At 33.8% G+C, this 24,671-nt stretch carries 27 protein-coding genes; 15 read left to right on the forward strand and 12 right to left on the reverse strand.

All coding sequences use genetic code 11. The features are described from left to right. The first annotated feature begins 137 nt into the window (after positions 1–137). Genes ABD792_RS12475 through ABD792_RS12495 form a run of 5 tightly spaced genes read left to right on the forward strand, consistent with a single transcriptional unit; the run spans position 138 to position 4,544 of the window. Complete coding sequence (locus tag ABD792_RS12475) at positions 138–1,040, forward strand: MerR family transcriptional regulator (protein ID WP_345006501.1); 903 nt, start codon at positions 138–140, stop codon at positions 1,038–1,040. Positions 1,041–1,086: 46 nt separating this feature from the next. Beyond that, positions 1,087–2,559 carry a phytoene desaturase family protein gene (locus ABD792_RS12480; RefSeq protein WP_345006503.1) on the forward strand — a complete coding sequence of 491 codons (1,473 nt, stop codon included), beginning with the start codon at positions 1,087–1,089 and terminating at the stop codon, positions 2,557–2,559. Then, positions 2,556–3,395, forward strand: coding sequence for a phytoene/squalene synthase family protein (locus ABD792_RS12485; RefSeq protein ID WP_345006505.1), 840 nt, complete (start codon positions 2,556–2,558; stop codon positions 3,393–3,395). The genes ABD792_RS12480 and ABD792_RS12485 overlap by 4 nt, the downstream gene beginning before the upstream one ends. 9 nt (positions 3,396–3,404) lie before the next feature. Then, on the forward strand, positions 3,405–3,854 hold the full coding sequence (locus ABD792_RS12490) for a sterol desaturase family protein (protein WP_345006507.1): 450 nt from the start codon (positions 3,405–3,407) through the stop codon (positions 3,852–3,854). Positions 3,855–3,857: 3 nt separating this feature from the next. Then, positions 3,858–4,544, forward strand: coding sequence for a lycopene cyclase domain-containing protein (locus ABD792_RS12495; protein WP_345006508.1), 687 nt, complete (start codon positions 3,858–3,860; stop codon positions 4,542–4,544). Between the two features lie 13 nt (positions 4,545–4,557). On the opposite strand, the gene ABD792_RS12500 is transcribed toward ABD792_RS12495, so the two are convergent. From ABD792_RS12500 to ABD792_RS12535, 8 genes are all read right to left on the reverse strand, one after another. Further along, on the reverse strand, positions 4,558–5,130 hold the full coding sequence (locus ABD792_RS12500) for a TlpA family protein disulfide reductase (protein WP_345006510.1): 573 nt from the start codon (positions 5,128–5,130) through the stop codon (positions 4,558–4,560). A gap of 141 nt (positions 5,131–5,271) precedes the next feature. Then, a complete protein-coding gene (locus ABD792_RS12505; protein ID WP_345006511.1) occupies positions 5,272–6,138 on the reverse strand; it encodes an anti-sigma factor in 867 nt (288 codons plus the stop codon). 64 nt (positions 6,139–6,202) lie between these two features. Continuing rightward, complete coding sequence (locus ABD792_RS12510; RefSeq protein WP_345006513.1) at positions 6,203–6,883, reverse strand: Crp/Fnr family transcriptional regulator; 681 nt, start codon at positions 6,881–6,883, stop codon at positions 6,203–6,205. 137 nt (positions 6,884–7,020) lie between these two features. Continuing rightward, positions 7,021–7,446 carry a DUF5606 family protein gene (locus tag ABD792_RS12515; protein ID WP_345006515.1) on the reverse strand — a complete coding sequence of 142 codons (426 nt, stop codon included), beginning with the start codon at positions 7,444–7,446 and terminating at the stop codon, positions 7,021–7,023. A 57-nt stretch (positions 7,447–7,503) separates the two neighbouring features. Continuing rightward, entirely contained in the window at positions 7,504–8,094 is a 591-nt protein-coding gene (gene def, locus ABD792_RS12520) for a peptide deformylase (RefSeq protein WP_345006517.1), read from the reverse strand. 75 nt (positions 8,095–8,169) lie between these two features. Then, a complete protein-coding gene (locus tag ABD792_RS12525; RefSeq protein WP_345006520.1) occupies positions 8,170–8,748 on the reverse strand; it encodes a T9SS type A sorting domain-containing protein in 579 nt (192 codons plus the stop codon). Between the two features lie 265 nt (positions 8,749–9,013). Beyond that, positions 9,014–9,424: a Holliday junction resolvase RuvX gene (ruvX, locus tag ABD792_RS12530; protein WP_345006523.1), complete on the reverse strand. Its 411-nt coding sequence runs from the start codon at positions 9,422–9,424 to the stop codon at positions 9,014–9,016. A 100-nt stretch (positions 9,425–9,524) separates the two neighbouring features. Continuing rightward, complete coding sequence (locus ABD792_RS12535) at positions 9,525–9,839, reverse strand: hypothetical protein (protein WP_345006525.1); 315 nt, start codon at positions 9,837–9,839, stop codon at positions 9,525–9,527. Positions 9,840–10,166: 327 nt separating this feature from the next. Between ABD792_RS12535 and ABD792_RS12540 the strand changes: the two genes are divergently transcribed. Further along, positions 10,167–10,982, forward strand: a complete 816-nt coding sequence (locus ABD792_RS12540; protein ID WP_345006528.1) for a 2,3,4,5-tetrahydropyridine-2,6-dicarboxylate N-succinyltransferase — start codon at positions 10,167–10,169, stop codon at positions 10,980–10,982. Positions 10,983–10,984: 2 nt separating this feature from the next. Here ABD792_RS12540 and ABD792_RS12545 read toward each other — a convergent pair whose 3' ends face one another. Then, on the reverse strand, positions 10,985–11,800 hold the full coding sequence (locus tag ABD792_RS12545; protein ID WP_345006529.1) for a glycosyltransferase family 2 protein: 816 nt from the start codon (positions 11,798–11,800) through the stop codon (positions 10,985–10,987). 113 nt (positions 11,801–11,913) lie between these two features. On the opposite strand from ABD792_RS12545, the gene ABD792_RS12550 reads away from it, so the two are divergent. Continuing rightward, complete coding sequence (locus tag ABD792_RS12550; protein ID WP_345006532.1) at positions 11,914–12,747, forward strand: glycosyl transferase; 834 nt, start codon at positions 11,914–11,916, stop codon at positions 12,745–12,747. On the opposite strand, the gene ABD792_RS12555 is transcribed toward ABD792_RS12550, so the two are convergent. Next, positions 12,744–13,571, reverse strand: coding sequence for a glycosyltransferase family 2 protein (locus ABD792_RS12555; RefSeq protein WP_345006535.1), 828 nt, complete (start codon positions 13,569–13,571; stop codon positions 12,744–12,746). The genes ABD792_RS12550 and ABD792_RS12555 overlap by 4 nt on opposite strands. Before the next feature lie 53 nt (positions 13,572–13,624). Here ABD792_RS12555 and ABD792_RS12560 point away from each other — a divergent pair, with 53 nt between their 5' ends. Then, complete coding sequence (locus ABD792_RS12560) at positions 13,625–14,389, forward strand: glycosyltransferase family 2 protein (protein ID WP_345006537.1); 765 nt, start codon at positions 13,625–13,627, stop codon at positions 14,387–14,389. Here ABD792_RS12560 and ABD792_RS12565 read toward each other — a convergent pair. Further along, positions 14,375–15,139 carry a lipopolysaccharide kinase InaA family protein gene (locus ABD792_RS12565; RefSeq protein ID WP_345006540.1) on the reverse strand — a complete coding sequence of 255 codons (765 nt, stop codon included), beginning with the start codon at positions 15,137–15,139 and terminating at the stop codon, positions 14,375–14,377. The two genes, ABD792_RS12560 and ABD792_RS12565, sit on opposite strands and share 15 nt — an antisense overlap. Before the next feature lie 68 nt (positions 15,140–15,207). Between ABD792_RS12565 and ABD792_RS12570 the strand changes: the two genes are divergently transcribed. The 4 genes from ABD792_RS12570 (at position 15,208) to ABD792_RS12585 (ending at position 18,854) form a co-directional block, all read left to right on the forward strand. Beyond that, complete coding sequence (locus ABD792_RS12570) at positions 15,208–15,768, forward strand: L-threonylcarbamoyladenylate synthase (RefSeq protein ID WP_345006543.1); 561 nt, start codon at positions 15,208–15,210, stop codon at positions 15,766–15,768. A gap of 65 nt (positions 15,769–15,833) precedes the next feature. After that, complete coding sequence (locus ABD792_RS12575; protein ID WP_345006546.1) at positions 15,834–17,252, forward strand: CCA tRNA nucleotidyltransferase; 1,419 nt, start codon at positions 15,834–15,836, stop codon at positions 17,250–17,252. Positions 17,253–17,281: 29 nt separating this feature from the next. Continuing rightward, a complete protein-coding gene (locus ABD792_RS12580; RefSeq protein WP_345006551.1) occupies positions 17,282–18,301 on the forward strand; it encodes a COX15/CtaA family protein in 1,020 nt (339 codons plus the stop codon). A gap of 37 nt (positions 18,302–18,338) precedes the next feature. Next, positions 18,339–18,854, forward strand: a complete 516-nt coding sequence (locus ABD792_RS12585) for an IS1096 element passenger TnpR family protein (RefSeq protein WP_345006553.1) — start codon at positions 18,339–18,341, stop codon at positions 18,852–18,854. 11 nt (positions 18,855–18,865) lie between these two features. Here the strand turns inward: ABD792_RS12585 and ABD792_RS12590 are convergent, their stop codons facing one another. Then, positions 18,866–19,924 (reverse strand): hypothetical protein, encoded by a 1,059-nt coding sequence (locus tag ABD792_RS12590; protein WP_345006555.1) that lies wholly within the window; start codon positions 19,922–19,924, stop codon positions 18,866–18,868. A 121-nt stretch (positions 19,925–20,045) separates the two neighbouring features. Here ABD792_RS12590 and ABD792_RS12595 point away from each other — a divergent pair, with 121 nt between their 5' ends. The 3 genes from ABD792_RS12595 to ABD792_RS12605 are packed head-to-tail and all read left to right on the forward strand — an operon-like array spanning position 20,046 to position 24,530. After that, a complete protein-coding gene (locus ABD792_RS12595) occupies positions 20,046–20,954 on the forward strand; it encodes an ABC transporter ATP-binding protein (protein ID WP_345006557.1) in 909 nt (302 codons plus the stop codon). Positions 20,955–20,959: 5 nt separating this feature from the next. Further along, the gene (locus ABD792_RS12600; protein WP_345006559.1) at positions 20,960–21,784 is read left to right on the forward strand and encodes an ABC transporter permease subunit; all 825 of its coding nucleotides are present in this window, start codon (positions 20,960–20,962) and stop codon (positions 21,782–21,784) included. Positions 21,785–21,812: 28 nt separating this feature from the next. Next, the gene (locus tag ABD792_RS12605; protein WP_345006561.1) at positions 21,813–24,530 is read left to right on the forward strand and encodes a T9SS type B sorting domain-containing protein; all 2,718 of its coding nucleotides are present in this window, start codon (positions 21,813–21,815) and stop codon (positions 24,528–24,530) included. The last annotated feature ends 141 nt before the right edge of the window (positions 24,531–24,671 follow it).

Raw genomic sequence — 24,671 nt, forward strand, 5'->3', positions numbered from 1 at the left:
TTTAAAGACATCTATAAAATCGTTCGCGACAAATTCAATCTGGGCATTGTGCAACATAAGGTTATTAAAAACAAATTCAATATGTTAGCAAATTATTAAATAAATTCGTAAGTTTGTTTAACATAAATTAAATTTAAATGAACAATATTAAAGTTAATTTTAGTATTAAAGACCTTGAAAATCTTTCAGGGATTAAAGCACATACCATTAGGATATGGGAAAAGCGTTATAGTTTATTAAGCCCCAATAGATCCGACACCAATATTAGAAATTACAGTTTGACTAGTTTACAAAAACTATTAAACATTGCCTTTTTAAACAATAATGGCTTTAAAATATCCAAAATAGCAGCTCTTAAAGAAGAAGAAATACCCATTAAAGTTAGAGAAATCGTATCTCGATCTAAAGTTGAAGACCACGCTATTAGTGCCTTAAAATTAGCTATGGTTAATTTTGACCAAGTCCTTTTTTACAACACTTACAATACCCTTCTGGAAAATAAAAGCTTTAATGAAATATTCTACTCTGTTTTCCTCCCTTTATTAAATGAGGTTGGCTTATTATGGCAAACCAATACCATCACGCCTGCTCACGAGCACTTTTTATCCATTCACATAAAACAAAAAATCCTATTAAACATCGAAAGGTTACAAATACTAGAGCCCAAACCCAATTCAAGGACTTATGTATTGTTTTTACCCGAGAATGAAATACACGACATTGGACTGCTATATATTAATTACGAATTAAGAAGTAAAGGATATCATACCATATTCCTAGGAGAAAGTGTTCCTATGGAGAGCTTAACAGATTTACTTTCTTTCTTTAAAGAAATAACTTTTATATCCTATTTTACTATTTATCCCGAAGAAAATGACATTAGCAACTACATAAACGACTTCAACAAGCTGTTATTGCAAAGTAGTGAAACTACCAAACTGTTTTTACTTGGGAAAAAACTTTTAAACTATGATGCTAACGACCTTCCTGAACAAGTAAAAATTTACACTTCAATAAAAAGATTGGCAGATGAAATATAAATGATTTCATTTTTGTTTTATTTTTTTATATATTTGTTAAACACTTATGAAGTCGAATATAGCTATAATAGGTTCAGGAATATCATCATTGGCCGCTTCTTGTTATTTGGCTCAAGCCGGCTACTGTGTTACAATTTATGAAAAGAACAGCAGTATAGGTGGCAGGGCAAGGCAACTAACTAAAGAGGGATTTACTTTTGATATTGGTCCTACATGGTATTGGATGCCCGACGTTTTTGAGCGTTTTTTTTCTGATTTTGGCAAATCTCCTTCAGACTATTACACACTAGACAAACTGAATCCTGCATACAGTGTGTATTTTGGAAAAAATGATTTTATAAGCATTGAAAACTCACTAGATAAAATAGCAGCAACGTTTGAAAAAGAAGAGCCTGGCACTAGCAAAAAGCTAAAAAAATTTATAAAGAAGGCACAAAGCAATTACGATATTGCCATAAAAGACCTGGTTTACAATCCTGGTGTTTCGCCCTTGGAACTTATCACCCCTGCAACGATTACAAGATTAAACCTGTTTTTTAAAACTATTAAAAGAGATATTAGACAAGAATTCAAAAACAAACGATTAGCTAAAATACTCGAATTCCCTGTATTGTTTTTGGGGGCTAAACCTAGTGAAACGCCTTCTTTTTACAGTTTTATGAACTATGCCGATTTTGGACTGGGAACATTCCATCCCCAAAAGGGCATGTATCAAGTTATTCTTGCACTGGAGAGATTAGCAAAATCACTCGGTGTAAAAATTGAAACAAATAGTGATGTAGAAGAAATTATAGTGGATGCTGGTACCGTAAAGGGCTTAAAAATTAATGGCAAGGCACAGGGTTCAAACATCGTAGTTAGCGGTGCCGATTACCATCACACGGAAACCTTATTAAAACAGTCTTACAGGCAATATTCTGAAAACTACTGGCGTAAAAAAACGTTTGCTCCTTCTGCCCTATTATTTTACGTAGGATTTGATAAAAAATTAAAGCATGTAAATCATCACACTTTATTCTTTGACGTAGACTTTGACACACATGCTAAAGCCATTTACGATCATCCCAAATGGCCCGATGCTCCACTATTCTATGCAAGTTTCCCAAGTATAACAGATAGTTATGCTGCTCCAGAAGGAAAAGAAGCAGGCATATTCCTGATTCCAATTGCCCCAGGGCTAACGGATTCTGATGAACTTAGGGCGACCTATTTTAACAAAGTGTTGGATCGGTTTGAACGCCTTACCGATCAAAAGGTTAAAGAGCATATACTGTTTAAAGAATCGTTTTGTGTTACAGACTTTATAAAGGATTACAATTCATACAAAGGAAATGCTTATGGCCTAGCCAATACCTTAACACAAACAGCTTTTCTAAGACCCAAGTTAAAAAGTAAAAAAGTAAAAAATCTATTTTTTACCGGACAATTAACCGTTCCTGGTCCGGGAGTGCCCCCAGCATTGATATCTGGAAAGTTAGTAGCAGATTTAGTAAAAAAACACAATCGTTTAGAATCATGAAAGCACGTTTTGACACCGTTTCGTACCTATGCAGTAAGCTTGTAACAAACATTTATAGCACTTCGTTTTCCCTAGCTACAAGGTTGCTGTATAAATCTATTAGAAAAGACATCTACAATATTTATGGTTTTGTGCGCTTTGCAGATGAAATAGTTGATTCTTTCCACGACTACGACAAGGAATCACTCTTTAACAAATTTTCACATGATTTGGAACTAGCACTTCAAGACAGAATAAGTCTTAACCCAATACTCAATTCGTTCCAGCACACTTTTCACAAATATGCTATTGACAAAGAATTCGTGAATGCCTTTATGAGAAGTATGCGTCTAGATTTATACAAAACAACATACCTAACTGAAGAAGATTTTAAAGCTTACATCTATGGATCAGCAGACGTAGTTGGACTTATGTGTTTAAAGGTTTTTGTAAAAGGAGACCAACAAAGATTTGATGATTTAAAAGATGCTGCCATGGCTTTGGGATCTGCATTTCAAAAAGTAAATTTCTTAAGAGATCTAAAAACCGATCATGATGTTTTAAACAGAAGTTACTTCCCCAACATTGATTTAAACAACTTAAACGAAATATCAAAAAGGCAGATTATCGATGACATTGAAAGGGATTTTGAAATTGGGCGGACTGGCATAAAAAAACTCCCTATTGAAGCCAAATTTGGTGTTTTTATGGCTTATCGCTACTACAAACAACTATTGAAGAAACTAAAAAAGACACCAGCTTTACAAATTAAGCAAACCAGAATACGCGTATCTAACCCCAAAAAGATAGAACTTTTAATGCGTAGTTATGTCAAGTATCAACTAAATTTAATGTAATTTTAAGTTATGCAAACTGTTTTATGGATATTAGTCTTTATTAGCTCCTTTTGTATTATGGAGTTTATGGCTTGGTTTACCCACAAATACATCATGCACGGTTTTTTGTGGACGCTTCACAAAGATCACCATAAAAAGGACCATGATAGTTGGTTTGAACGTAACGATACATTTTTCATCTTTTATGCCCTAATAAGTATTGGCTGTTTCTTATTATGGAAATACACAGACTTTTGGCTTGGCTTGCCAATAGGGCTTGGCATTTTTGCTTACGGCCTATCCTACTTTATAGTACACGATATATTTATCCATCAACGCTTTAAGGTTTTAAGGAACACAAACAACTGGTATGCTAAGGGCTTAAGGCGAGCGCACAAAATACACCACAAACATCTAGGCAAAGAAGATGGCGAATGCTTTGGAATGTTATTTGTGCCGTTCAAATATTTTAAAAAATAATCCATGCAAAGCCTGTACCTACTACTTAATTTAGGGTCTTTATCTATTCCCTTAATATTCAGCTTTCACCCCAGACTGAAATTTTACCAATACTGGAAATCCTTAAGCATGGGACTCCTCGTAAGCTTTCTTATATTCATCCCATGGGATATCATTTTTACTGTGAATGGTATTTGGGGCTTCAATGCTAATTACTTTTTAAACATCAAATTGTTCCACTTACCATTAGAAGAATGGCTCTTTTTTATTTGTATCCCATATGCTTGTGTATTTACCCATTATGCCTTACTTGAATATTTTCCAGGGAAAACACTATCCATCAAAGCAACCAAAGTTGTTAGCTATTCTTTAATTCTATTCTTTTTAATTATAGCCGTTTACAACTTAGACAAATGGTACACACTCATAAACTTTATACTGGCATCGATTATAATTGGCATTGTTTTATTAAAAACACCTGAACTTTTAAGAAGCTATTACCTTACTTTTCTCATTATGCTTATTCCCTTCTTTATTGTAAATGGTATATTAACAGGTAGCTTTATAACCAATGAAGTGGTTTGGTACAACAATTCAGAAAACTTAGACATTCGCTTATTCACAATTCCAATAGAAGATGTAATCTATGCGTTCTCACTAATACTTGTGAATTTATTCATTATACGTTTACATCGCACATACGCTATTTAGATAGCTTGCTTTTTTATTCCATAAGGAGCTTTTCAATAACCTCCCTTACTTTATCACTATTCCAATTGGCTGCTCCTGCTTTATCCATTACTACATTCCCTTCCTTATCAATTAAAAATGTTCTTGGGATACTCGCAACATCAAACATTTCTGGATAGGCTGTGACGGAATTATATATTTTAAAGTTATAGTTATGTTTATCTAAAAACGGGGTTATTTCCCCAACGGTTTCATTAGACACTAAAAGAAACAATACTCTATCTTTATAGTCCTCATACAAGGCCTGTATATTAGGCATTTCAGCTATGCATGGCGGACACCAAGTTGCCCAAAAGTTCACAAAAACCACACGCCCTTTGGCTGATTCAAAATCATACATATGACCATTCATATCCCTTAATTGCCAATCGTAATTTATCAGTTGCCTCCTACTTTCCTTTTCAATAGTCGAAGGACTAAATAAAGCCAATCCCTTATTTATAAAAACTTGTATTGGCTGCCTTGTTACAGGAACTACCAATAAAGTAATTATTATAAAAAAAATGATATTACTAACTTTTAACTGCCCTTTTATCTTTTTAAACATTTTATCTATAAACTAATTATTCCCTAGATAATGATAACAAAACATTTCCAAATACAAACATAAAAAAGGTCTGAAAAGTGATTTGTTTTGTCATTCAGAATGACACTCTTCAGACCTCTCCTATACGTTGTTAACTAAAAATTACCTAACAACTGTCCCTGTTAGATCTGCTAAAGGACCATCCTCCATAGGTATTGTAACATGATCGTCAGCATTTTCGGGTATTATGTGCAATAACGGTTTTAAAGTAAATGGCGCTGGACTATTATCTGGATAAGGTTCTACCGAAATAACAGTTGCATACCCTCTTAAATCCAATGGAAAACTAAGGCCTGAAGGTGCATTTTGAAGAAAATCTTCTCCAGGAAAAGCAGGGCCATCTCCCATATCACCTTTAAATGGCGAGGTCATAGCGTTATCATCAAAATCAGCTATGTCACTAAAAGTCCCAGTACTTACTGGAACCCCATCAATAACCACCCAGCCTTCATACTTCCATCCACCGTCTAGAACTGGCAAGTCCAATCCAACCTCGGGCGTACCACTCGACAAATCCAAATACCAAATACCGCTTAGTTCATCTGTGTCTCCTCCATTTGTTGGCGTTGCCAAAATATACTTACCCGAAGCATTTGAAAAATCACCCACGACACCATTAGAACTAACAGAAGCAACATTGCCTGTAAAATCCCCCACTAAAATTTTAGTCATGGAAGGTGCTGGGTCAACATCGTTTGCCGGTTCAATAGATAATACAAATTTTGTCGCTCTATGCAACGTGCTTGGCTTTACCGAAAAAGTTTGAGGGAAATCCACGCTAGAAAAGACTCCTGTTGACACAGGTGCCCCATTGACAATTAACCAACCCTCATAAACAAAATCATCTCCCAGTGGTTCTAAACCTGAAAGCCGTAAGGTAAGATTTGAACTCGGATTCCCAATGTTCCCCGTTGTACAAGAAACCAAAGCACTTACAACCATTACAGCTAAAAACATTTTTTTTATCATAACATTTATTTTTAAGATTATTTCTAATTCAAAAATAAATGATCCATTATTTTTAAAATGTTAGCTAGCTAACATTAAAAGCTTCTTTGTGCACTATTATCTCCTTTCTGCTAAATTCAATTAGTTTCTCTTCCTTTAATTCATTTAGCAACACATTAAGTGTGGGGCGAGAAGTTCCTATTAATGATGCTATGTCCTTTTGTGTATACGGGTGCTTGATAATCTTAACACCTGTTTTTTCACAGTCATAGCCATAGTCCGCACATAAATCTTCCAAAAATTCAATTAATCGCGTTTTAGTATCTTTAAATAACAACAATTTAAGGCGTCTTTCCAGTCTTTTAAACTTAAATCCAATAAACTTGTATACCTTAAAACTGAAAGATTGGTTCTTTCGCATAAGATCATACATCGTTTCTACACCTATGGGGCAAATACTGGTAGTATTATCAATAGATTGGGCAAATTCATGCCGTTTGGACTCCCCTAAAATAGCTGCTTCCCCAAACAGTTCTCCTCGTGTTAAAATAGCTTTTACAACTTCTTCTCCTGCTTCACTATAATATCCTATTTTAACCTTTCCTTTTTCTATTAAATACACTTTATTAGCCGAATCTTCTTCAAAATAGATGTAATCTTTTTTCTTATAAACATCAAAATCATGACTGGCCTTATATGCTTTGAATTTATGCGGACAAAGTATATTAAAGAGATTTACGTCTTCAAAAAACCAAAGAGAATTCATTAAAAACCTGATTATTATTAGTTAACATAAAGTCGTAAATTATAAAAAATCTTACTAAAAAGCACAAAAAAACCTCTTAAAAAAAGAGGTTTCAGCAATAGTTCTTATTGAAAAGTCTATATGACTTCATTTAATAATTATTCTTCTTCAGAAGTTTCTTGCTCTTCTGTTTCTTCCAACTGATCCAGCATATCGTGCTTTTGCAATAAATTGTACCACTGAATTACCTTTTTTATATCACTTGCATATACTCTATCTTCATCGTAGTCTGGCAATACATCAAAAAAATATTCTTCTAACTTATCTTTACTATCCTTTGGCTTCACACTTGCCAGAGCTCCATTTTCCTTCTTTTTAATATTCAAAAAGACCTGTTTCAAAGGCACTTCTTCTGTTAGTGTATAAATAGCAATTTCACTTAAAACACTAACGTTTTGCCGCGCATTAACCGATATACGTTTGCTATCAATTAATGACTCGGCAACAAAGCCACCGCGTGTTTGTGTAATTAACTTATATAGCCCTGGTTTTCCTGATATAGACAGTACAGTATCTAAACTCATAATTTACTTTTTTTTGAAAGGCACAAATATCATGTGTTTCCAAATGCATTGCAAGTATTATCGCTTCTTTTTTTGGTTCGGAAAGCGCATTTTGTAATCTACACTAATATTACCTTTAGAAATATTGGTTAATTTACCTTTGATTAAACGCTTTTTTAATGAAGATAATTTATCGGTAAACAGTATTCCTTCAATATGGTCGTATTCGTGCTGAATCACTCTGGCTATGAGCCCTTCAAATACTTCTGTATGTTTATTAAAGTTTTCGTCTAAATATTCCACAGTAATTTTTGGCTTCCTAAAAACATCTTCCCTAATATCTGGTATACTTAAACAACCTTCACTAAACGCCCACGCATCACCTTCTTCTTTTAATATTCTGGCATTAATAAAAACACGCTTAAACCCCCTTAAAGTTTCTTGTTCTTCTTGCGATAGGTCATCATCTTCAGAAAAAGGTGCCGTATCTACCAAAAACACCCGTATTGGTAAACCTATTTGGGGTGCAGCCAAACCTACACCACAGGCATTATACATGGTTTCGAACATATTAGATAAAAGCGTATCGAAGTTGGGATAATCTTTTGTAATATCTGTTCCTTGTTTCTTTAAAACCGGATCGCCGTAGGCAACTATAGGTAAAATCATTTTTGTGTATTATCTAATTTCAGATTGCAAAAATACAACACTAAATTATATAAAACATCGAGAACCTTTTAAAACTTAATTAGCAACAACAAACTTACGGGTTGCCGAGAAAGTATTGGTTTCTAGTTTTAAAATATAAATACCATTTTTTAAACCAGAAACTTCAATTTTTTTAGAACTAACATTACCCATTGTGCTTTTCAGGACAAGTACGCCCGTTAAACTATATATGTAAATTTTAGCAGATGTATTTATAGCCAATTCAACATTCAATAAATCATTATCAGTAACAGGATTTGGACTCAAACGCAACGATGCCCTTTTAATAAAGTCAATTTTTTCTACTGGTAATGTATTATCGCTATAAGAACAAATTGTTCCTCCTCCAAAATCAACATCAAAATTGTCTGTATCACTAGCCTGTGTTCCTCCCGCATCTAACTTATAAGTAATTAAATCGCCAGAACATGAAACACCTGTATATGTACTACCTTCAATAGTAATGGTAGATGGCATTTCAAAACAATTAATAGAATTTGTTTCGTCAATAAAAAAGACAGTATCTCCGTTATTAAGGGTGGTAGGCGGACATGTTTGAGCAGATAAAAAATTAAAACTTAAGGCTGCAAAAAATAATAAGTAAATTTGTTTCATAGTGGATTAATTTTAATTGCATTAAAAGTAAACATTTTTCTTACCAATAAATATTTTTTCTGTATTAGTTATCAATATAGTTATTAATAATAACATTGAACCCTGTTCATTCAGAACGGACATTGAGAGCAGCCGAATTGGTAGTGAAGAATCTTTGAATCATATAAGATTGTCTAAGAGGTTCCTCTAAAGCCCGTGTTGAGCTTGTCAAAATATCGGAATAACAAAACACTTTTTACATTATGGCACAACGAATATTCAAATATTATTTTGAATACAAATAACTTTGTAAAATAAGCGTCGCACTAATTTCATCTATTAATGCTTTATTTTTTCGTTGTTTCTTCTTTAACCCGCTGTCGAGCATTGTTTGAAACGCCATCTTAGATGTAAAGCGCTCATCAACTCGTTTTATAGGTATACCAGGGAACTGTTTTTCCAGTTTAGTCAAAAAAGGCACAATCAACACTTCGCTTTCTGAGGCTGTATTATCCATTTGTTTAGGCTCTCCTACCAAAAATAGCTCTACAGCTTCTTTAGCCGTATATTCTTTTAAAAAAGAAATCAGATCTTTTGTTTGCACCGTAGTAAGGCCAGAAGCTATAATTTGCAATTCATCTGTTACCGCAATACCTGTGCGTTTCATTCCATAATCTATCGCTAAAATACGCCCCATATATAATTTTTAAGCAAAAATAGCGAAATAAAAAAGACTGCCTTAAAGGCAGCCTCTTCAAATTCAAAAACCTAAAATTTTATTATGGTCAATCTACAATTTAAGCTTTTCTAGCTTTATTAATTTTTGGGAATATTAATTTAATATTATCAACATTTCTCAAACGGTTGAAATATGTTCTAATATCACTAGTACTTTTAGCAATTTCTTCTTTAGCAGCGTTAATATCTATAATTAAGGAATCCTCTATTTTTTCTGAAACATCAGATGAATCACTTACTTGAACTTTTTCTTTTACTTCTTTAGAAACGACTACCAATTTATCAGAATCGGCATCTACAACAGTATTAGTTTGTGCATTTACAAAAGAAAAAGAAAAAAGTAAAACGGTTAATATGAAGTAATTTGTTCTCATCTTGATTTGGGGTTGTTTAACGATTCAAATATAGAATCAGATCCCCTGTCCACATAAAAAAATAGTTGTATCCCTCTGTATTTTCGATTATTAGAAAACGTGTATTATTTCACCGATGATAAGATAAAAAAGGCATTTTTACCGACCAAATACCCTTCACTATGCAATTCATCCATTTAATCAATTCATTCAAAGGAAAAATTGGGTTTGTAAGCCACAAAAAATGAAGATAATCGTCTCGTACTTCGTCGTTAAAATACACATTATCCGCATTTCGTTCCTGTTTTTAAATCTTACACAGTATATTTGCCGAAAATATAATTACACATGACAGAATTACGACATATTATAGAAGAAGCTTGGGAAAACAGGGCTCTTTTGAATGATGACACAACAACAACTGCAATAAGAAAGGTAGTAAATTTACTAGATCAGGGCGAACTTAGGGTTGCTGAACCAGTTGCTGATGGTTGGAAAGTTAACGAATGGGTAAAAAAAGCTGTTGTTTTATATTTTCCAATTCAAAAAATGGAAACCATAGAGGCTGGTCCTTTAGAATTTCATGATAAAATACCTTTAAAGACGGGTTATGCAGAAAAGGGCATTCGTGTTGTACCGCATGCCGTAGCAAGACATGGTGCCTACATTTCCAAAGGCACTATTTTAATGCCTAGTTATGTAAACATTGGTGCTTATGTAGACGAAGGTACTATGGTCGACACTTGGGCTACCGTTGGAAGCTGTGCACAAATAGGCAAAAATGTCCACCTTTCTGGTGGTGTTGGTATTGGTGGCGTTTTAGAACCTTTACAAGCTGCTCCCGTTATTATAGAAGACAATGTTTTTGTTGGATCGCGTTGTATTGTTGTTGAAGGTGTTCATGTTGAAACCGAAGCAGTACTTGGAGCGAATGTTGTTTTAACGGCATCAACAAAAATAATTGATGTTACAGGAGATACACCCATTGAAATGAAAGGAAAAGTACCAGCACGTTCAGTTGTTATACCTGGTAGTTACACCAAAGAATTCCCTGCAGGCAATTATAATGTCCCTTGTGCGTTAATTATTGGACAACGTAAAGAAAGTACAAATAAAAAAACATCACTTAACGACGCTTTGCGCGAACATGATGTGGCTGTATAAATTTAATCTTTTACAATTCCATAAGGTGTCCAAGGGGTCTTTGAACCCCTTGTATGCTTTCTTATAGCTTGGTTTTTAGCTATAGATTCAGGCGTTTTATACCCCCTTTTATGATCAAGGTGCACACAAATAGCACTATACCTTATTTGTTTTGGTTTAATACCATAATTAACCAAGCGTTCGCCCAATTCCCTATCTTGCCCGCCATACTGCATGCGTTCGTCAAACCCGTTAACAGCTACAATATCTTTTTTCCAACCCGAAGCGTTATGACCATTCCAACTAGGGGTGGTAGGCGTTACTATATTTAGGAACTTCGATTTTACTCCACTTGAAGTTAGCTTATTATTTTTGAAAGAAGATTTTAATCCACAACGCTTTAACCATTTTATGTCGAAACAATTTCCTAACAAAATATCGTTCTTATCTATTTTTTGAGAGACATCCATAGGAAGCATAAAATACCCTCCAGACAGGAAATACCCGCTTTGTTTATTATCTTGATGTACTTCTAAAAAATCAGCTCGTGGTATGCAATCACCATCACTCATAACAATATAATCTGCTTTACAGGCAACGATGCCCTTGTTTAAAATTTTAGATTTTTGAAAACCATCATCTTCTTGCCAAACGTGAACAATATTTAAATTTGTTTCATTGATAAAATCATTTATCAAATCTTTTGTTTTGGGACCAGATCCATCATCAGCAATTACAATTTCAAAATCCTTAAATGTTTGACAACTATACCCCCATAGCACTTTTTCCAACCAAGCTTCAGCATTATATGTACTTATTACAACAGATATTTGTGGCATAACAATTTATAAAAACTATATTATTAAACTTAAAAAATATAAAACAACATGCAATACTAAAAAAAATAAGCCTAAAGTATTTACTATATTTGCTTTTACTTTAAAAAATTAAAATGAAACTAGTAAAGGAACTCCCTAAATCTATACTATTTAGCCTATTTTTACATTTTGTACCAACTAGGTTTCTCATAAGTTCTAAAAAAGAAAAGTTACCCGTAACTGTTTCATTAACGTCAATTCCTTCACGATTAAACAGCTTACATATTGTAATAAAAAGTCTTTTTAACCAAAGCCACTTACCCTTAAAAATTATTTTATGGCTTCATGAAGACCTAAAAACCAAACTCCCTAAACGGTTGGAAAAATTACAGTCAAACCTTTTCGAAATTAAGTACTCACATTTAACGTGTTCACACAGAAAACTTATCCATACACTCAAAGAGCATCAAGAGGCTATAATCATTACATGTGATGATGATTTAATTTACAGAGGAAATCTACTTATTAACCTATATACAGAATATTTAAAATTTCCCAACGAGATAACCGCTAATACAACATATCAAATAAAATTTGACAATAAAAATGGTTATTTACCTTATAACGCTTGGAAATTCAAAGCACCACCCTTCAACCCCAAAGCACAAATACCTGTTGGGGCATGGTGCATATTATACCCTCCAAACTCCCTTTCAAATAAAGTTTTCAACGAAGACTTGTTTTTGAAATTAACACCTAAAGCTGATGACTTATGGTTTAAAGCAATGGCTTTACTAAATGGTACAAATTCAAGGCAATCTGAAAATCCTCCCAAAGAACCCATTCCTATAATTGGCTCCCAAAAAGTTGCCTTAAAAAAGGATAACATCTCAAAAAACAAAAATGATAAGCAATGGGCAGCTTTATCTAAACATTTTAATCTAGACAAACTAATTAAAGAGAATTAAGTGCGGTTTTTTTTTATACCATAATCGCTAAAAATTACATTTTCCCTTTTAGTCGTTGATCGTATTGCTTTATTTTTTAAAATAACTGCTTCATTTTTATAAGGTCGTTCATGATACAAATGCACACAAATAGCACTATAACGTATTTGTTTGAATCTAACGCCTTTATTCATTAACCGTTCACCAATTTCCCTGTCCTCTCCACCGTATTGCATACGTTCATCAAATCCATTCACGGCTAAAACCAATGCTTTCCATCCGGAAACATTCATGCCATCAAAAGTCGCCTTAGTTGGTGTAAACGTATTTAACAACCAAGCCTTAAAACCTTTAGCTGTTAACTTATTAGCCTTAAAATTCTTTTTTAGGCCATTACTAACCAACCATTTCAAATCAAAACAAGTTTGACTAATAATGTCTTGTTTAGAAATAAGCTCGGAAATAGTTTTTGGTAATTTAAAATACCCTCCAGATAAAAAATAATTTTTCTTTCTTAGTTTTAAATGGGTAGCAACAAAATCGTTTCTAGGAATACAATCACCATCGGTAAAAATTAAATAGTCTGAAGAGGTTTTTAAAATAGCCTTATTTAAAATTACCGTTTTTTGAAAACCATTATCTTCATGCCATACATGAACTATTCTTAATCGAGAGGTCTCAATAAATTTATCAATAAGTTTTCTGGTTGTCTCATTAGACCCGTCATCAGCAATAACTATTTCAAAATCCGGTTCCGTTTGCTGTTCATATCCCCAAAGCACTTTTTCCAACCATTCTGGCTGGTTATAAGTACTAATAATTACTGATGCTTTAAGTGTGCTCATTGCAACAAAATTAACTATTTTTACCTACTAATAATGACACTACAGACTTTATTTTGAAAGACGTTTCTACACAAATTTCTGCACTACTAATTACTTATAATGAAATTGAGCATATTGATGCTGTTATTGACAATATTAGTTTTGCAGACGAAATCATTGCTATTGATAGTTTTAGTACAGATGGTACTTATGAAAGGTTAAAATCTATGGAGCATGTAAAAGTGTTACAGCGTGAATTTATAAATTTTGCCGACCAACGTAATTTTGCCATCAAACAAGCTAATTATAACTGGGTATTATTTATAGATGCCGACGAACGCATTTCTACAGATTTAACAACCGAAATACTATGTGTTACCAAGTCTCCAGATAATTTTACAGCATTTAAGTTTAAAAGAAACTTTGTTTTTGAAGACAGAATTATGAGGTTTAGCGGATTGCAATCAGACTCTGTTTTTAGATTGTTCATAAAGGGAACCTCTAAATATAAGGAAGATAGGATTGTACATGAAATTTTAGAAATCCAAGGCAATAGCAAAACGCTTGAAAACACCATGCTCCACTATTCATTTAGTGATTATAATAGTTACAAAGCGAAAGCTGAGCACTATGCCAAGTTAAAAGCACTAGAACTCTTTCAAAAAGGCAAAAAACCCAATGCCTTCCATTTTTATCTAAAGCCAATTTACAAATTTACAATAAACTACTTTTTAAGATTGGGATTTTTGGATGGAAAAGCGGGCTATACAATATGTGCTTTAAATGCTTATGGGGTTTATTATCGTTATCAAGAGCTCAAACGATTAATTAGAAGTTGATTTCCAAAATTTTAATCTTTTTTTTAATCGCTTCTTACGATAAAATCGCTCTTGAAAATCTTCCGTTTCCTTCCACATTAACTCAAAGATTCTATTATAATCTTCCCCAGTACATTTAGCATATTCATCGCTCATCACTTCAACCATGGATTTATGAATTGTAAGCCTGGAAAAATTCTTGACTCGAGTATCAAACCCCATATTTCCAAATTTCATCCTATTTAAATCCACGAGATAAAAATCATAAGAATCTCCATTTTTCTTGATTAAGGTATTCCCTGGAGAGTGGTCTAAAAAATGAATCCCTTTTTTATGTAAAGTATGAGTAAATCTTGTAAAAGCCCTTAATATAATATCGTAATCAGGTATACCAAAATCTTTTGTAAGCTCTCTATAGGTTAAATCGTAATCCAACTGTTCACTTACATAAAAACTTTTTTTAAACAATAAAGGCGTTTTAAATTCATAGAATGCTATAGGTGCTGGTGTTCCTATCCCTAAATCCAGTAATTTATTAGCATATTCAAAAGATCGTTGCGCCTTACTCTTTCTAAAAAAATTATAAACCACTTGATTTATAACATTAGGGATTTTAAAAGCTTTAACGTTTATAATTTGGCCATCTAATTGAAATAATTTCAACCTATTCCTTGAATCTTTAATAGACTCTCCAATATTGTCAAAATCCATTATTAGATTGTCAATTGATGCACCAAGTGCTTTGTATTGGCTGTGATAAACCTTCTTCATTCGGCAATATTACAAAGATTTAGACAATGTAGAAAACTAATACTAAATTTGCCTTCAAAAGTAATTCCATGCACAAAGAAATAAACAATGCCGTTAGGGTCTTAAAAGAAGGAGGCCTTATACTTTACCCAACCGATACTGTTTGGGGCATAGGCTGCGATGCTACCAACCCTGATGCTGTAAAGAAAATATACGAACTAAAAGAACGCGAAGACAGCAAAGCTCTTATTTGTCTTGTGGCAGACGACAGAATGTTAACAAAATATGTGAAAACTGTTCCCAATGTGGCTTTTAACATTATAGAAGTTTCCGAATCCCCAACTACAATAATTTATGACGGCGCACAAAATCTAGCTCCAAATTTGATTGCAGAAGACGGTACCATAGCCATTCGAGTTCCTGATGATGATTTTTGTTTTCAACTTTTAAGAAGATTTAATGGCGCTATCGTTTCAACATCAGCTAACATAAGTGGGCAACCAACCCCAAAATCATTTAAAGAAATAGCTTCTCCCATTTTAAAAGGTGTAGACTATGTTGTAAATTTGCACCAAGAAAAAACCTGTGCTAAGCCATCTTCAATTATTAAATTGAAAAATAATGGTGAAGTAAAAATTATAAGACAATAAAATGCTAATTTTCAAATTCCAAATCCCAATATTAATTGGAATTTGGTCCTTGAAATTTGATCATTATGAATCATAAACAAGCTTTAAATCACGCTGTTTTTAAAATCATCTCACAATCGGCTGAAACCCTACAAATGGATGCTTATGTTATTGGCGGCTTTGTACGCGATTTCATTTTAAACCGGGGTAACGCCAAAGATATTGATGTCGTTGCCATAGGAGATGGAATAAAACTAGCAAAACACGTTTCAAAAAATCTTTACAACACCCCAAAAGTGCAGGTATTTAAAACCTATGGTACTGCTATGCTGCGATATGAGGATATTGAAATTGAATTTGTTGGAGCCCGTAAAGAATCTTATACTGAAGACAGTAGGAATCCATCTGTCGAAAAAGGCTCATTGCAAGACGACCAAAATCGTCGTGATTTTACGATCAATGCCTTAGCTTTAAGTTTGAATTCGAATAATTATGGTGATTTACTTGACCCTTTTAATGGGGTAGCTGATTTAAACAATCAGATTATCCGTACACCCTTGGATCCAGATATTACTTATAGTGACGATCCATTGCGCATGATGCGTGCCATACGATTTGCTACCCAGTTGAACTTTAAAATTGAAGAAACGTCTCTAGAAGCAATTAAAAAAAATAAAGAGCGAATAAAGATAATAACCAAAGAGCGTATTGTTACCGAACTTAATAAAATACTTGAAAGTGAGATACCTTCTATTGGCTTTTTGTTGTTGGAACAAACAGGGCTTCTCGACTTTATTCTACCTGAGTTAACAGCTTTAAAAGGCATTGACGAAATTGAAGGACAACGGCATAAAGACAATTTTTACCATACACTAGAAGTTGTTGATAATATTACCCAAAACACCAATAACCTTTGGTTAAGATGGGCTGCATTGCTTCATGATATAGGTAAAGCCCCAACAAAAAAATTCAGTAAAAAAGTTGGGTGGACGTTTCACGGACACGAGTTTGAAGGCTCTAAAATGGTCTTTAGATTGTTTAAGAGGCTAAAAATGCCATTAAACGATAAAATGAAATTCGTTCAAAAAATGGTGTTTATGAGCTCCAGACCAATTGTACTCGCTCAAGATATTGTTACAGATTCTGCCGTAAGACGTTTAATTTTCGATGCTGGAGACTATGTAGAAGACCTAATGACATTATGCGAAGCAGATATCACAACCAAAAACCCTAAAAGATTCAAGAAATACCACAACAATTTTAAAATTGTTCGTGAGAAAATCGTTGAAGTTGAGGAACGCGACCATGTTCGTAATTTTCAACCACCAATTTCTGGGGAGGAGATCATGAAAACCTTCAACTTAAAACCTTCACGTGAAATAGGAATCATTAAAGACGTTATAAAAGAAGCTATATTAGAAGGAGACATACCAAACGAATATGAAGCTGCTTATCAACTTATGCTTGATGAAGGAAAACGATTAGGGTTAGAAGTTAGAAGTTAGAAGTTAGAAAAATTAATATTTGTGAATTCGTGGCAAAAACAAAAGACAACAAAAAGGTGGTTTACTGGTTACTTACCGGTTGCCTATTAATTTTCATAATGGTAGTCATTGGGGGCATCACACGGCTTACAGATTCTGGCTTATCAATCTCCAACTACAAATTAATAACAGGAACCATTCCCCCCCTAAATGAAACTGAGTGGCAAGAAGCTTTCGAACTCTACCAACAATTTCCAGAATACCAAAAACTACATTATCACTTTACCTTAGAAGACTTTAAGGGCATTTATTTTTGGGAATGGTTACATCGTTTAATAGGGAGGCTTATTGGTTTAGTATTTATTATCCCTTTTCTATACTTTTTAACTACCAAACAGTTAACACAAAAAACCATCAAGAAATGCTTGGTTTTGTTAGCTCTAGGGGGCTTTCAAGGCTTTTTAGGTTGGTATATGGTTAAAAGTGGATTGGTAGATATGCCCGATGTAAGCCACTTTAGATTGGCCGCCCATTTAACAACAGCGTTTTTAACATTTGCTGCTACCCTTTGGGTTGCCCTAGATATACTATACCCTAACAAAAAACAAATAAACATCAAATTTAGGAATCTGATAATAGTAAGTTACATTATACTTATCGTTCAAATAATATATGGTGCATTTGTTGCCGGCTTAAAAGCCGGTCTATTACATAACCATTGGCCGCTCATGAACGAAAACAAGTTTATGCATGAAACGGTTTATATCTTAGATCCTTTTTATAAAAACTTTATAGAAAACCCTAGTGGCATTCAATTTATACATAGAATAATAGCTTATGCTGTAGTTATATCTGTTTTGGCTATTTGGTTTAAATCCAGAAACATGTCACTTACCCCTCCTCAAAACAAAGGAGTTATGGCTTTAATTATTTTGGTTTTACTTCAATTTTTATTAGGGGTATTCACTATAATTTATGCCGTACCACTTTGGTTAGGCATTGCGCATCAAATAGGTGCATTTTTATTGCTAACAGCTATGACATTTACACTGCAACGTTTTAGCAAATAACCTAAAAAGTATACCTTTGCAGCATAATTATTTCACCATGATCTATAGATTTAGAGTTATTTTGGATAACAATACTGAAGATGATGTGTTTAGGGATTTAGAAATTCGGGACACAGACACGCTTGAAGATTTACATAATATAATTACACAATCCTTTGGTTTTGATGGCACCGAAATGGCTTCATTCTATCTTAGTGATGACCAATGGAACCAAGGTGAAGAAATTTCGCTATTCGATTTAAGTGACGATAACTCTGCGCGTTTAATGAACGAAACCAGTCTTAGCGATACCGTTCATGAAAAGCAAACAAAGCTCATATATGTATACGATTTTTTGAGCATGTGGACTTTTTATGTTGAATTAGCAGAAATTGTTGAAGAAACTCATGGTATCGACTACCCTAACCTTATGTTTGTTCATGGGCAAATTCCAGATGTAGCCCCAGAAAAATCATTTCAAGCAGATGAAACTGAAGACCATTTTGATGAATTTGACGACGGTATGGATATTGACGATTATGATACTTTAGATTTTGATGAAAACTGGAATTAAGACAACTTAATTCATAAGTTTTTAATCTTTACATTCTCATAATTACGGGTTAAATACTCTAAAGACCTTTTTAAGATTTCTCCCATACCCTTACAACGCTTAAACTTAACATCTTGAGTGTATTCGAAAATTTTCGACTTCAGCAAATCAACATGTTCCTTTTTAGAAATAGAATCGGAAACCATACAATTCAACAATTTATCTATCCTGCCGTGAAAACTTTTTAAACGTTTTACAAGTATAGAGCGTTCCTCTATTTTATATTGGTCTATAGATAGCTTTTGTATGCTTTCTGCCACCAACTCTACCATTTTTAAATTTTCTTTGAAAAACTGGGGTCTATAAATATTGAATTTGCCCTCGTATGATTGTTGATCGAAATCAATAGCACGTATTTTATACACCACATGGTCAAAATCGTGTGTTGGGACAATTACATAATTATACGAACGCATATCACCCAAAAGCCGGATCATACAGCGTTCATTAAACTTAACAAACTCTTTGGCTATCTGCGATTTTTCAGGTTTACTGCATTTAGGCAACATATTCTTTATAAATTCATCCCCAGGAATACCTGTAATATGCTCTTCTATTAAGGTATTTTTATACACCAAAAAGTTTAAATTATAGGGAGATAACATATGCTCCAACTCCAAACCATAAATACGTGACGCATCTGCTGTTTTTACATAAAAATAGGTGTAATTATCATTTAGAATATTCCTGATCTTTATCCTAAAAGGCTTTGAATTCCCAAACGTACAATAATCAATAGCATCTACATTAAGAAACGGTATAGTGCTCTCATTGCCATCAGAATGCAGGATAGTATACACCTTCTTTAATGATAAATCAATCTCTTCCCTTTCAAATTCGTCGTAATAAACACGAATCCAAAGCGTATCATTGTCCTCTTTATCATAAACGACTACCGATCCTTGGAAACGCAATAAATCGTCATAAAATATTGGGATTTTTATATTTCTGTTATACTCCGTAAGATAATTGTGCAATCTATCCATTATAGGATAAGAAGGTTTTCTTTTAGATATTTTTAGATCTTGCATAAGTATTCAAATTAGTCAAATTTAAAGCTTTTATCAATATGCCTGTAACAAAAAACAGGTATCATCGTCATATAACCATAATCAATGCTATTAATTTAAGTTTCAATACACACTTTATATCTTGGAGTCAATTCTTTCAATTAATAATCTAACAAAAATATTTGGACGTATAACTGCTGTTAACAATTTGTCATTTACCATTAACAAAGGTAATGTTTATGGCATACTTGGCCCCAATGGCAGTGGTAAATCAACCACTTTGGGAATCGTTTTAAATGTTGTCAACAAAACACATGGTGAATTCCATTGGTTCGACGGTCAAACATCAACTCACGACGCATTAAAAAAGGTAGGTGCCATTATTGAACGTCCAAACTTCTATCCATATATGACAGCTGAACAAAACCTAAAATTGGTTTGTAAAATAAAAGGTGTCCCTTACGATAAAATAGAGGAAAAACTTGAAATAGTTGGACTCTTAGAGCGTAAAGATAGTAAGTTTAAAACCTATTCGTTGGGTATGAAACAACGTTTAGCCATAGCTTCAGCCCTATTAAACGATCCAGAAATTCTGATTTTAGACGAACCTACCAATGGATTAGATCCACAGGGCATTCACCAAATACGGGAGATCATCAAAACAATAGCCAGTAAAGGCACCACCATTTTATTAGCCTCTCACCTACTCGATGAAGTCGAAAAGGTATGCACACATGTTGTGGTATTACGCAAAGGTGTGAAACTATATTCTGGACGGGTAGATGAAATGATTTCCAGCCATGGCTTTTTTGAACTACAGTGTGACAACATTCATGAACTAACAAAAACACTTGAAGAACACCCTGCCTTTGGAACAATTAAAATAGAAGGCAATACCGTTAGAGCCTTTTTAAATGAACCCATGGAATCCCAGGCACTTAACAAGCTACTGTTTGATAAAGGTATCGTATTAAGCTACTTAACACAACGAAAAGAAAGCCTTGAGGAGCAATTCCTTCAACTAACGGACAACCATCAACTACCTAATTAAACTACATGTTACGTCTTTTAAACTTAGAATTACAAAAGCTATTGCTTAATAAAACGAGTAAAATCCTTATTTTCATTTCGTTTATACTTCCTTTTTTCATCATTCTCCTTTCATCTTTGAAGATTAATGTTTTTGGTTTTTTTACATTGGAATTGGGAGAATTAGGAATCTTCAATTTTCCAATCATATGGCATTTAACAACCTTTTTTGCTGCTCAGTTTAAATTCTTTTTTGCCATAGTAGTTGTAAGTATGATTGGTAACGAATATAGCAATAAAACCATTAAACAAAATTTAATTGATGGCTTAAGTAAAAAGGAATTTATTCTTTCTAAATTTTATACCATTACTTTCTTTTCTTTAGTATCAACTCTTTTAATCTGCTTACTTTCATTATGCATTGGACTCTACTATTCAAGTTATACAGAAGCATCAATCATTCTTCGAGAAACAGAGTTCTTACTCGCCTATTTCATTAAACTCATTGGCTTTTTTAGTTTATGCCTTTTCTTTGGCATATTAGCAAAACGTTCGGCTTTTGCCCTAGCATTTTTATTTATCCTATTTATTCTAGAATGGATAACATTTGGGCTCATTACTTGGAAATTCAATGCTGTTATAGCTGAAAAAACACAGAACTTCTTCCCATTAAAATCTATGCATAAACTTATAGATCAACCCTTTCAACGCATAGCCATGTCCAAATTCCCAGACAAAGAAAATCTGGTATACGACTACGCTGTACATTGGCATGAAATTGTAATTGTTATGGGTTGGACAGCTCTCTTTGTCTTTTTATCGTATAGATTATTAAAACACCGGGATTTGTAATATCTTTGGTTGCTATGGCTTCCAAAATATGAAAACACCTTTTCTTGTTATACTATTTAGTTTTTTTGGCCTATCTGTTTTTTCCCAAAATGAGGCTGCAAACTGGTATTTTGGGTATAATGCTGGTATCAATTTCAACCAGGCAGCCAACACCGTTACAAAACTTACTGATGGACAATTAACAACAAATGAAGGATGTGCTTCTATTTCTGATGGATTAGGCAACTTACTTTTTTACACCGATGGTTCTAATGTTTGGAATAAAAATCACAGCTTAATGCAAAATGGCTCTGGTTTATATGGAGATGCTTCCAGTACACAATCTGCCATTATTGTACCAAAACCAAAAGATCCAAACATCTATTATATTTTTACTGTAGATAGCAGAAACCAAAGGAATGTAAATCTAGGCTTAAATTATTCTATTGTTGATATCACATCAGATGGTGGCCTTGGTGCCGTTACTGCTAAAAATAGACCTTTACTCGAAAAATGCTCCGAAAAATTAACAGCTGTTCTAAAAGATTGTGTAAGCAAATCTGTTTGGGTCATGACATTTGCCTCTCAAGATGGAACTGAAAATGTTTATGATACATTTCATGCTTTTGAAGTTAGTGAATCCGGAGTTAATGCAACATCCGTAAAATCTACATTCCAAACACTCATTGGAGATGCTAGGGGCTACTTAAAATTATCACCTGATGGATCAAAAGTAGCCTGTGCCAATGTAAGGGACGGTTTGTTTATCTATGATTTCGATCCAACATCCGGAAAGCTCTCAAACGATATTTCCCTTACTATAAATTCAGGAAACGGAAGCTCCTTTCCATATGGTATCGAATTCTCTCCCAATAGTCAGCTATTATACGTAAGTTCTTCCAATGATTTCTTTTCTCAAAGCGCAGCCGATAATAACCCTATAAATCATCAATCTACCTTAACACAATTCGATTTAATAGCTACAGACATACAAAATAGCCAAATAACATTAGAAGAAAGACAATTGTATAGAGGCGGTCTTCAATTAGGTCCCGACGGAAAAATATATCGAGCATTAAGCATCACTTATGAACAAGGCTCATCTTATCTTGGTGTTATTAACAGTCCAAACGAACTTGGAACAAACTGTAACTATATACACAATGCGATAAACTTAAGTCCCTTTGAATCCTCACAAGGCTTACCTCCTTTTATTACATCCTTTTTTAACATAGAAATTGATATCATCCAAAATGGCCAAAGTTCTGTAAGCTTGCTTCTGTGCGAAGAAGATTCATATACTTTAAAAGCCGAAGATATTACTGGCGCTACCTATATATGGCAACAAGATGGCTCAACTTTAAGTGCAAACACATACCAACTTGAAGTTACTAAAAGTGGGCATTACGAAGTGCTTATTGACCGTAATAATGGAGACTGCCCAATTGAAGGAGAAGCATACGTTAGCTTTAACAAAAATCCGGAAGCCTTTAACACGACACTACTACAATGCGATGAAGATGGTTTAAAAGATGGCATCTCTATATTCAATCTTAATGAAGCCAATGAAGAACTAACTGGGGGTAACGCAAACCTATTCACCGTATTCTATCTGGATGCATCTATGACCACCATAGTTACAAATAGTACTACATTTAACAATACCAGTAATCCACAAACCCTATATGTTGAAGTTATTAACAACGATACAGGATGCTCCAATACCTGTGAATTAACCCTATCTGTAAGTGTTACAGATTCCAATGATGTAGAACTCCCTGCCGTTTGCGATGACGATGGTACCGAAGACGGATTACATGCTTTTAATTTAAGTGAAGCCGATGATTTAATAGTTGCTGGACTTCCCGATGGCTTAAATATTTCCTATTTTGAAACTTACCATGATGCTCTGACCGAGCAAAACAATTTAGGAACAAACTATACAAACACAACACCCTACTCGCAAACTATTTACGCCCGTGTTGAAAATGCAAACAACTGTTATGGCATTAGTGAAGTACAACTAACAGTCAATAAACTTCCAGAGATCGTTACTGAAAGTATTGCTTATTATTGCCTTAATAAATACCCAGAAACGATTAATATAAATGCAGGTGTTGTTAACGGTTCAATAAACGATTACAATTACTCATGGTCTACAGGAGAAAGCACCCACCAAATAAGTGTAAACATGCCCGGCTTGTATACTGTAGAAGTTATAAATTCCAATAACTGTTCTGAAACACGTACTATTACCGTTGAAGCCTCAAATACTGCTAGTTTTCAATCCATAGAAGTAGTTGACATCTCCCCTAACAATACGATTACTGTAACGGTTTCTGGCGAAGGCATTTATGAATATGCATTACTTGATGATAATGGTTTGATTTACAAACCTTTTCAAGAAAACCCTACTTTTGAGAATGTTTTTCCCGGAATTTATACTATTTCTGTAAAAGATGTAAAAAATGATTGTGGAACCGTACAAGAACCCGTTTCTGTTATTGGATTTCCTAAGTATTTTACTCCCAATAATGATGGTTTTAATGATACTTGGCAGATATATGGTGTCTCCGATATGTTCCAACCAAACACTAAAATTCTTATTTATAACAGGTACGGTAAACTATTAAAGCAACTAAACCCTCTTGGAAAGGGTTGGGACGGCACCTTTAATGGCGAAAAACTACCTTCAGACGATTATTGGTTTGTAATTACTCTGCAAGATGGAAGAATCGTTAAGAATCATTTTAGCTTAAAACTATAATTTTCTTCCAAAAAAGACACTAAACCTACTTTTCATCTGATTTTTTTTGCATTTCATCTAAATTATACCTACTTTTCGCCTTGAATTAATCCGTTGAAACGGTGCTATTTATGCCTAAAACACCAAATAAAAAGAAACCTA

Origin of the sequence: Snuella lapsa (assembly GCF_039539345.1) — a bacterium.
GTDB lineage: Bacteria > Bacteroidota > Bacteroidia > Flavobacteriales > Flavobacteriaceae > Snuella > Snuella lapsa.

Coding starts and splice junctions, on each gene's coding strand:
- ABD792_RS12510 (WP_345006513.1), bottom strand. CDS start 6,883: ATGAATTCTCTTTGGTTTTTTGAAGACGTAAATCTCTTTAATATACTT.
- ABD792_RS12585 (WP_345006553.1), top strand. CDS start 18,339: ATGATCTATAGATTTAGAGTTATTTTGGATAACAATACTGAAGATGAT.
- ABD792_RS12575 (WP_345006546.1), top strand. CDS start 15,834: ATGAATCATAAACAAGCTTTAAATCACGCTGTTTTTAAAATCATCTCA.
- ABD792_RS12505 (WP_345006511.1), bottom strand. CDS start 6,138: ATGATAAAAAAAATGTTTTTAGCTGTAATGGTTGTAAGTGCTTTGGTT.
- ABD792_RS12525 (WP_345006520.1), bottom strand. CDS start 8,748: ATGAAACAAATTTACTTATTATTTTTTGCAGCCTTAAGTTTTAATTTT.
- ABD792_RS12515 (WP_345006515.1), bottom strand. CDS start 7,446: ATGAGTTTAGATACTGTACTGTCTATATCAGGAAAACCAGGGCTATAT.
- ABD792_RS12565 (WP_345006540.1), bottom strand. CDS start 15,139: ATGAAGAAGGTTTATCACAGCCAATACAAAGCACTTGGTGCATCAATT.
- ABD792_RS12500 (WP_345006510.1), bottom strand. CDS start 5,130: ATGTTTAAAAAGATAAAAGGGCAGTTAAAAGTTAGTAATATCATTTTT.
- ABD792_RS12540 (WP_345006528.1), top strand. CDS start 10,167: ATGACAGAATTACGACATATTATAGAAGAAGCTTGGGAAAACAGGGCT.
- ABD792_RS12545 (WP_345006529.1), bottom strand. CDS start 11,800: ATGCCACAAATATCTGTTGTAATAAGTACATATAATGCTGAAGCTTGG.
- ruvX (WP_345006523.1), bottom strand. CDS start 9,424: ATGGGGCGTATTTTAGCGATAGATTATGGAATGAAACGCACAGGTATT.
- ABD792_RS12490 (WP_345006507.1), top strand. CDS start 3,405: ATGCAAACTGTTTTATGGATATTAGTCTTTATTAGCTCCTTTTGTATT.
- ABD792_RS12555 (WP_345006535.1), bottom strand. CDS start 13,571: ATGAGCACACTTAAAGCATCAGTAATTATTAGTACTTATAACCAGCCA.
- ABD792_RS12535 (WP_345006525.1), bottom strand. CDS start 9,839: ATGAGAACAAATTACTTCATATTAACCGTTTTACTTTTTTCTTTTTCT.
- ABD792_RS12495 (WP_345006508.1), top strand. CDS start 3,858: ATGCAAAGCCTGTACCTACTACTTAATTTAGGGTCTTTATCTATTCCC.
- ABD792_RS12600 (WP_345006559.1), top strand. CDS start 20,960: ATGTTACGTCTTTTAAACTTAGAATTACAAAAGCTATTGCTTAATAAA.
- ABD792_RS12570 (WP_345006543.1), top strand. CDS start 15,208: ATGCACAAAGAAATAAACAATGCCGTTAGGGTCTTAAAAGAAGGAGGC.
- ABD792_RS12550 (WP_345006532.1), top strand. CDS start 11,914: ATGAAACTAGTAAAGGAACTCCCTAAATCTATACTATTTAGCCTATTT.
- ABD792_RS12475 (WP_345006501.1), top strand. CDS start 138: ATGAACAATATTAAAGTTAATTTTAGTATTAAAGACCTTGAAAATCTT.
- ABD792_RS12485 (WP_345006505.1), top strand. CDS start 2,556: ATGAAAGCACGTTTTGACACCGTTTCGTACCTATGCAGTAAGCTTGTA.
- def (WP_345006517.1), bottom strand. CDS start 8,094: ATGATTTTACCTATAGTTGCCTACGGCGATCCGGTTTTAAAGAAACAA.
- ABD792_RS12590 (WP_345006555.1), bottom strand. CDS start 19,924: ATGCAAGATCTAAAAATATCTAAAAGAAAACCTTCTTATCCTATAATG.
- ABD792_RS12480 (WP_345006503.1), top strand. CDS start 1,087: ATGAAGTCGAATATAGCTATAATAGGTTCAGGAATATCATCATTGGCC.
- ABD792_RS12605 (WP_345006561.1), top strand. CDS start 21,813: ATGAAAACACCTTTTCTTGTTATACTATTTAGTTTTTTTGGCCTATCT.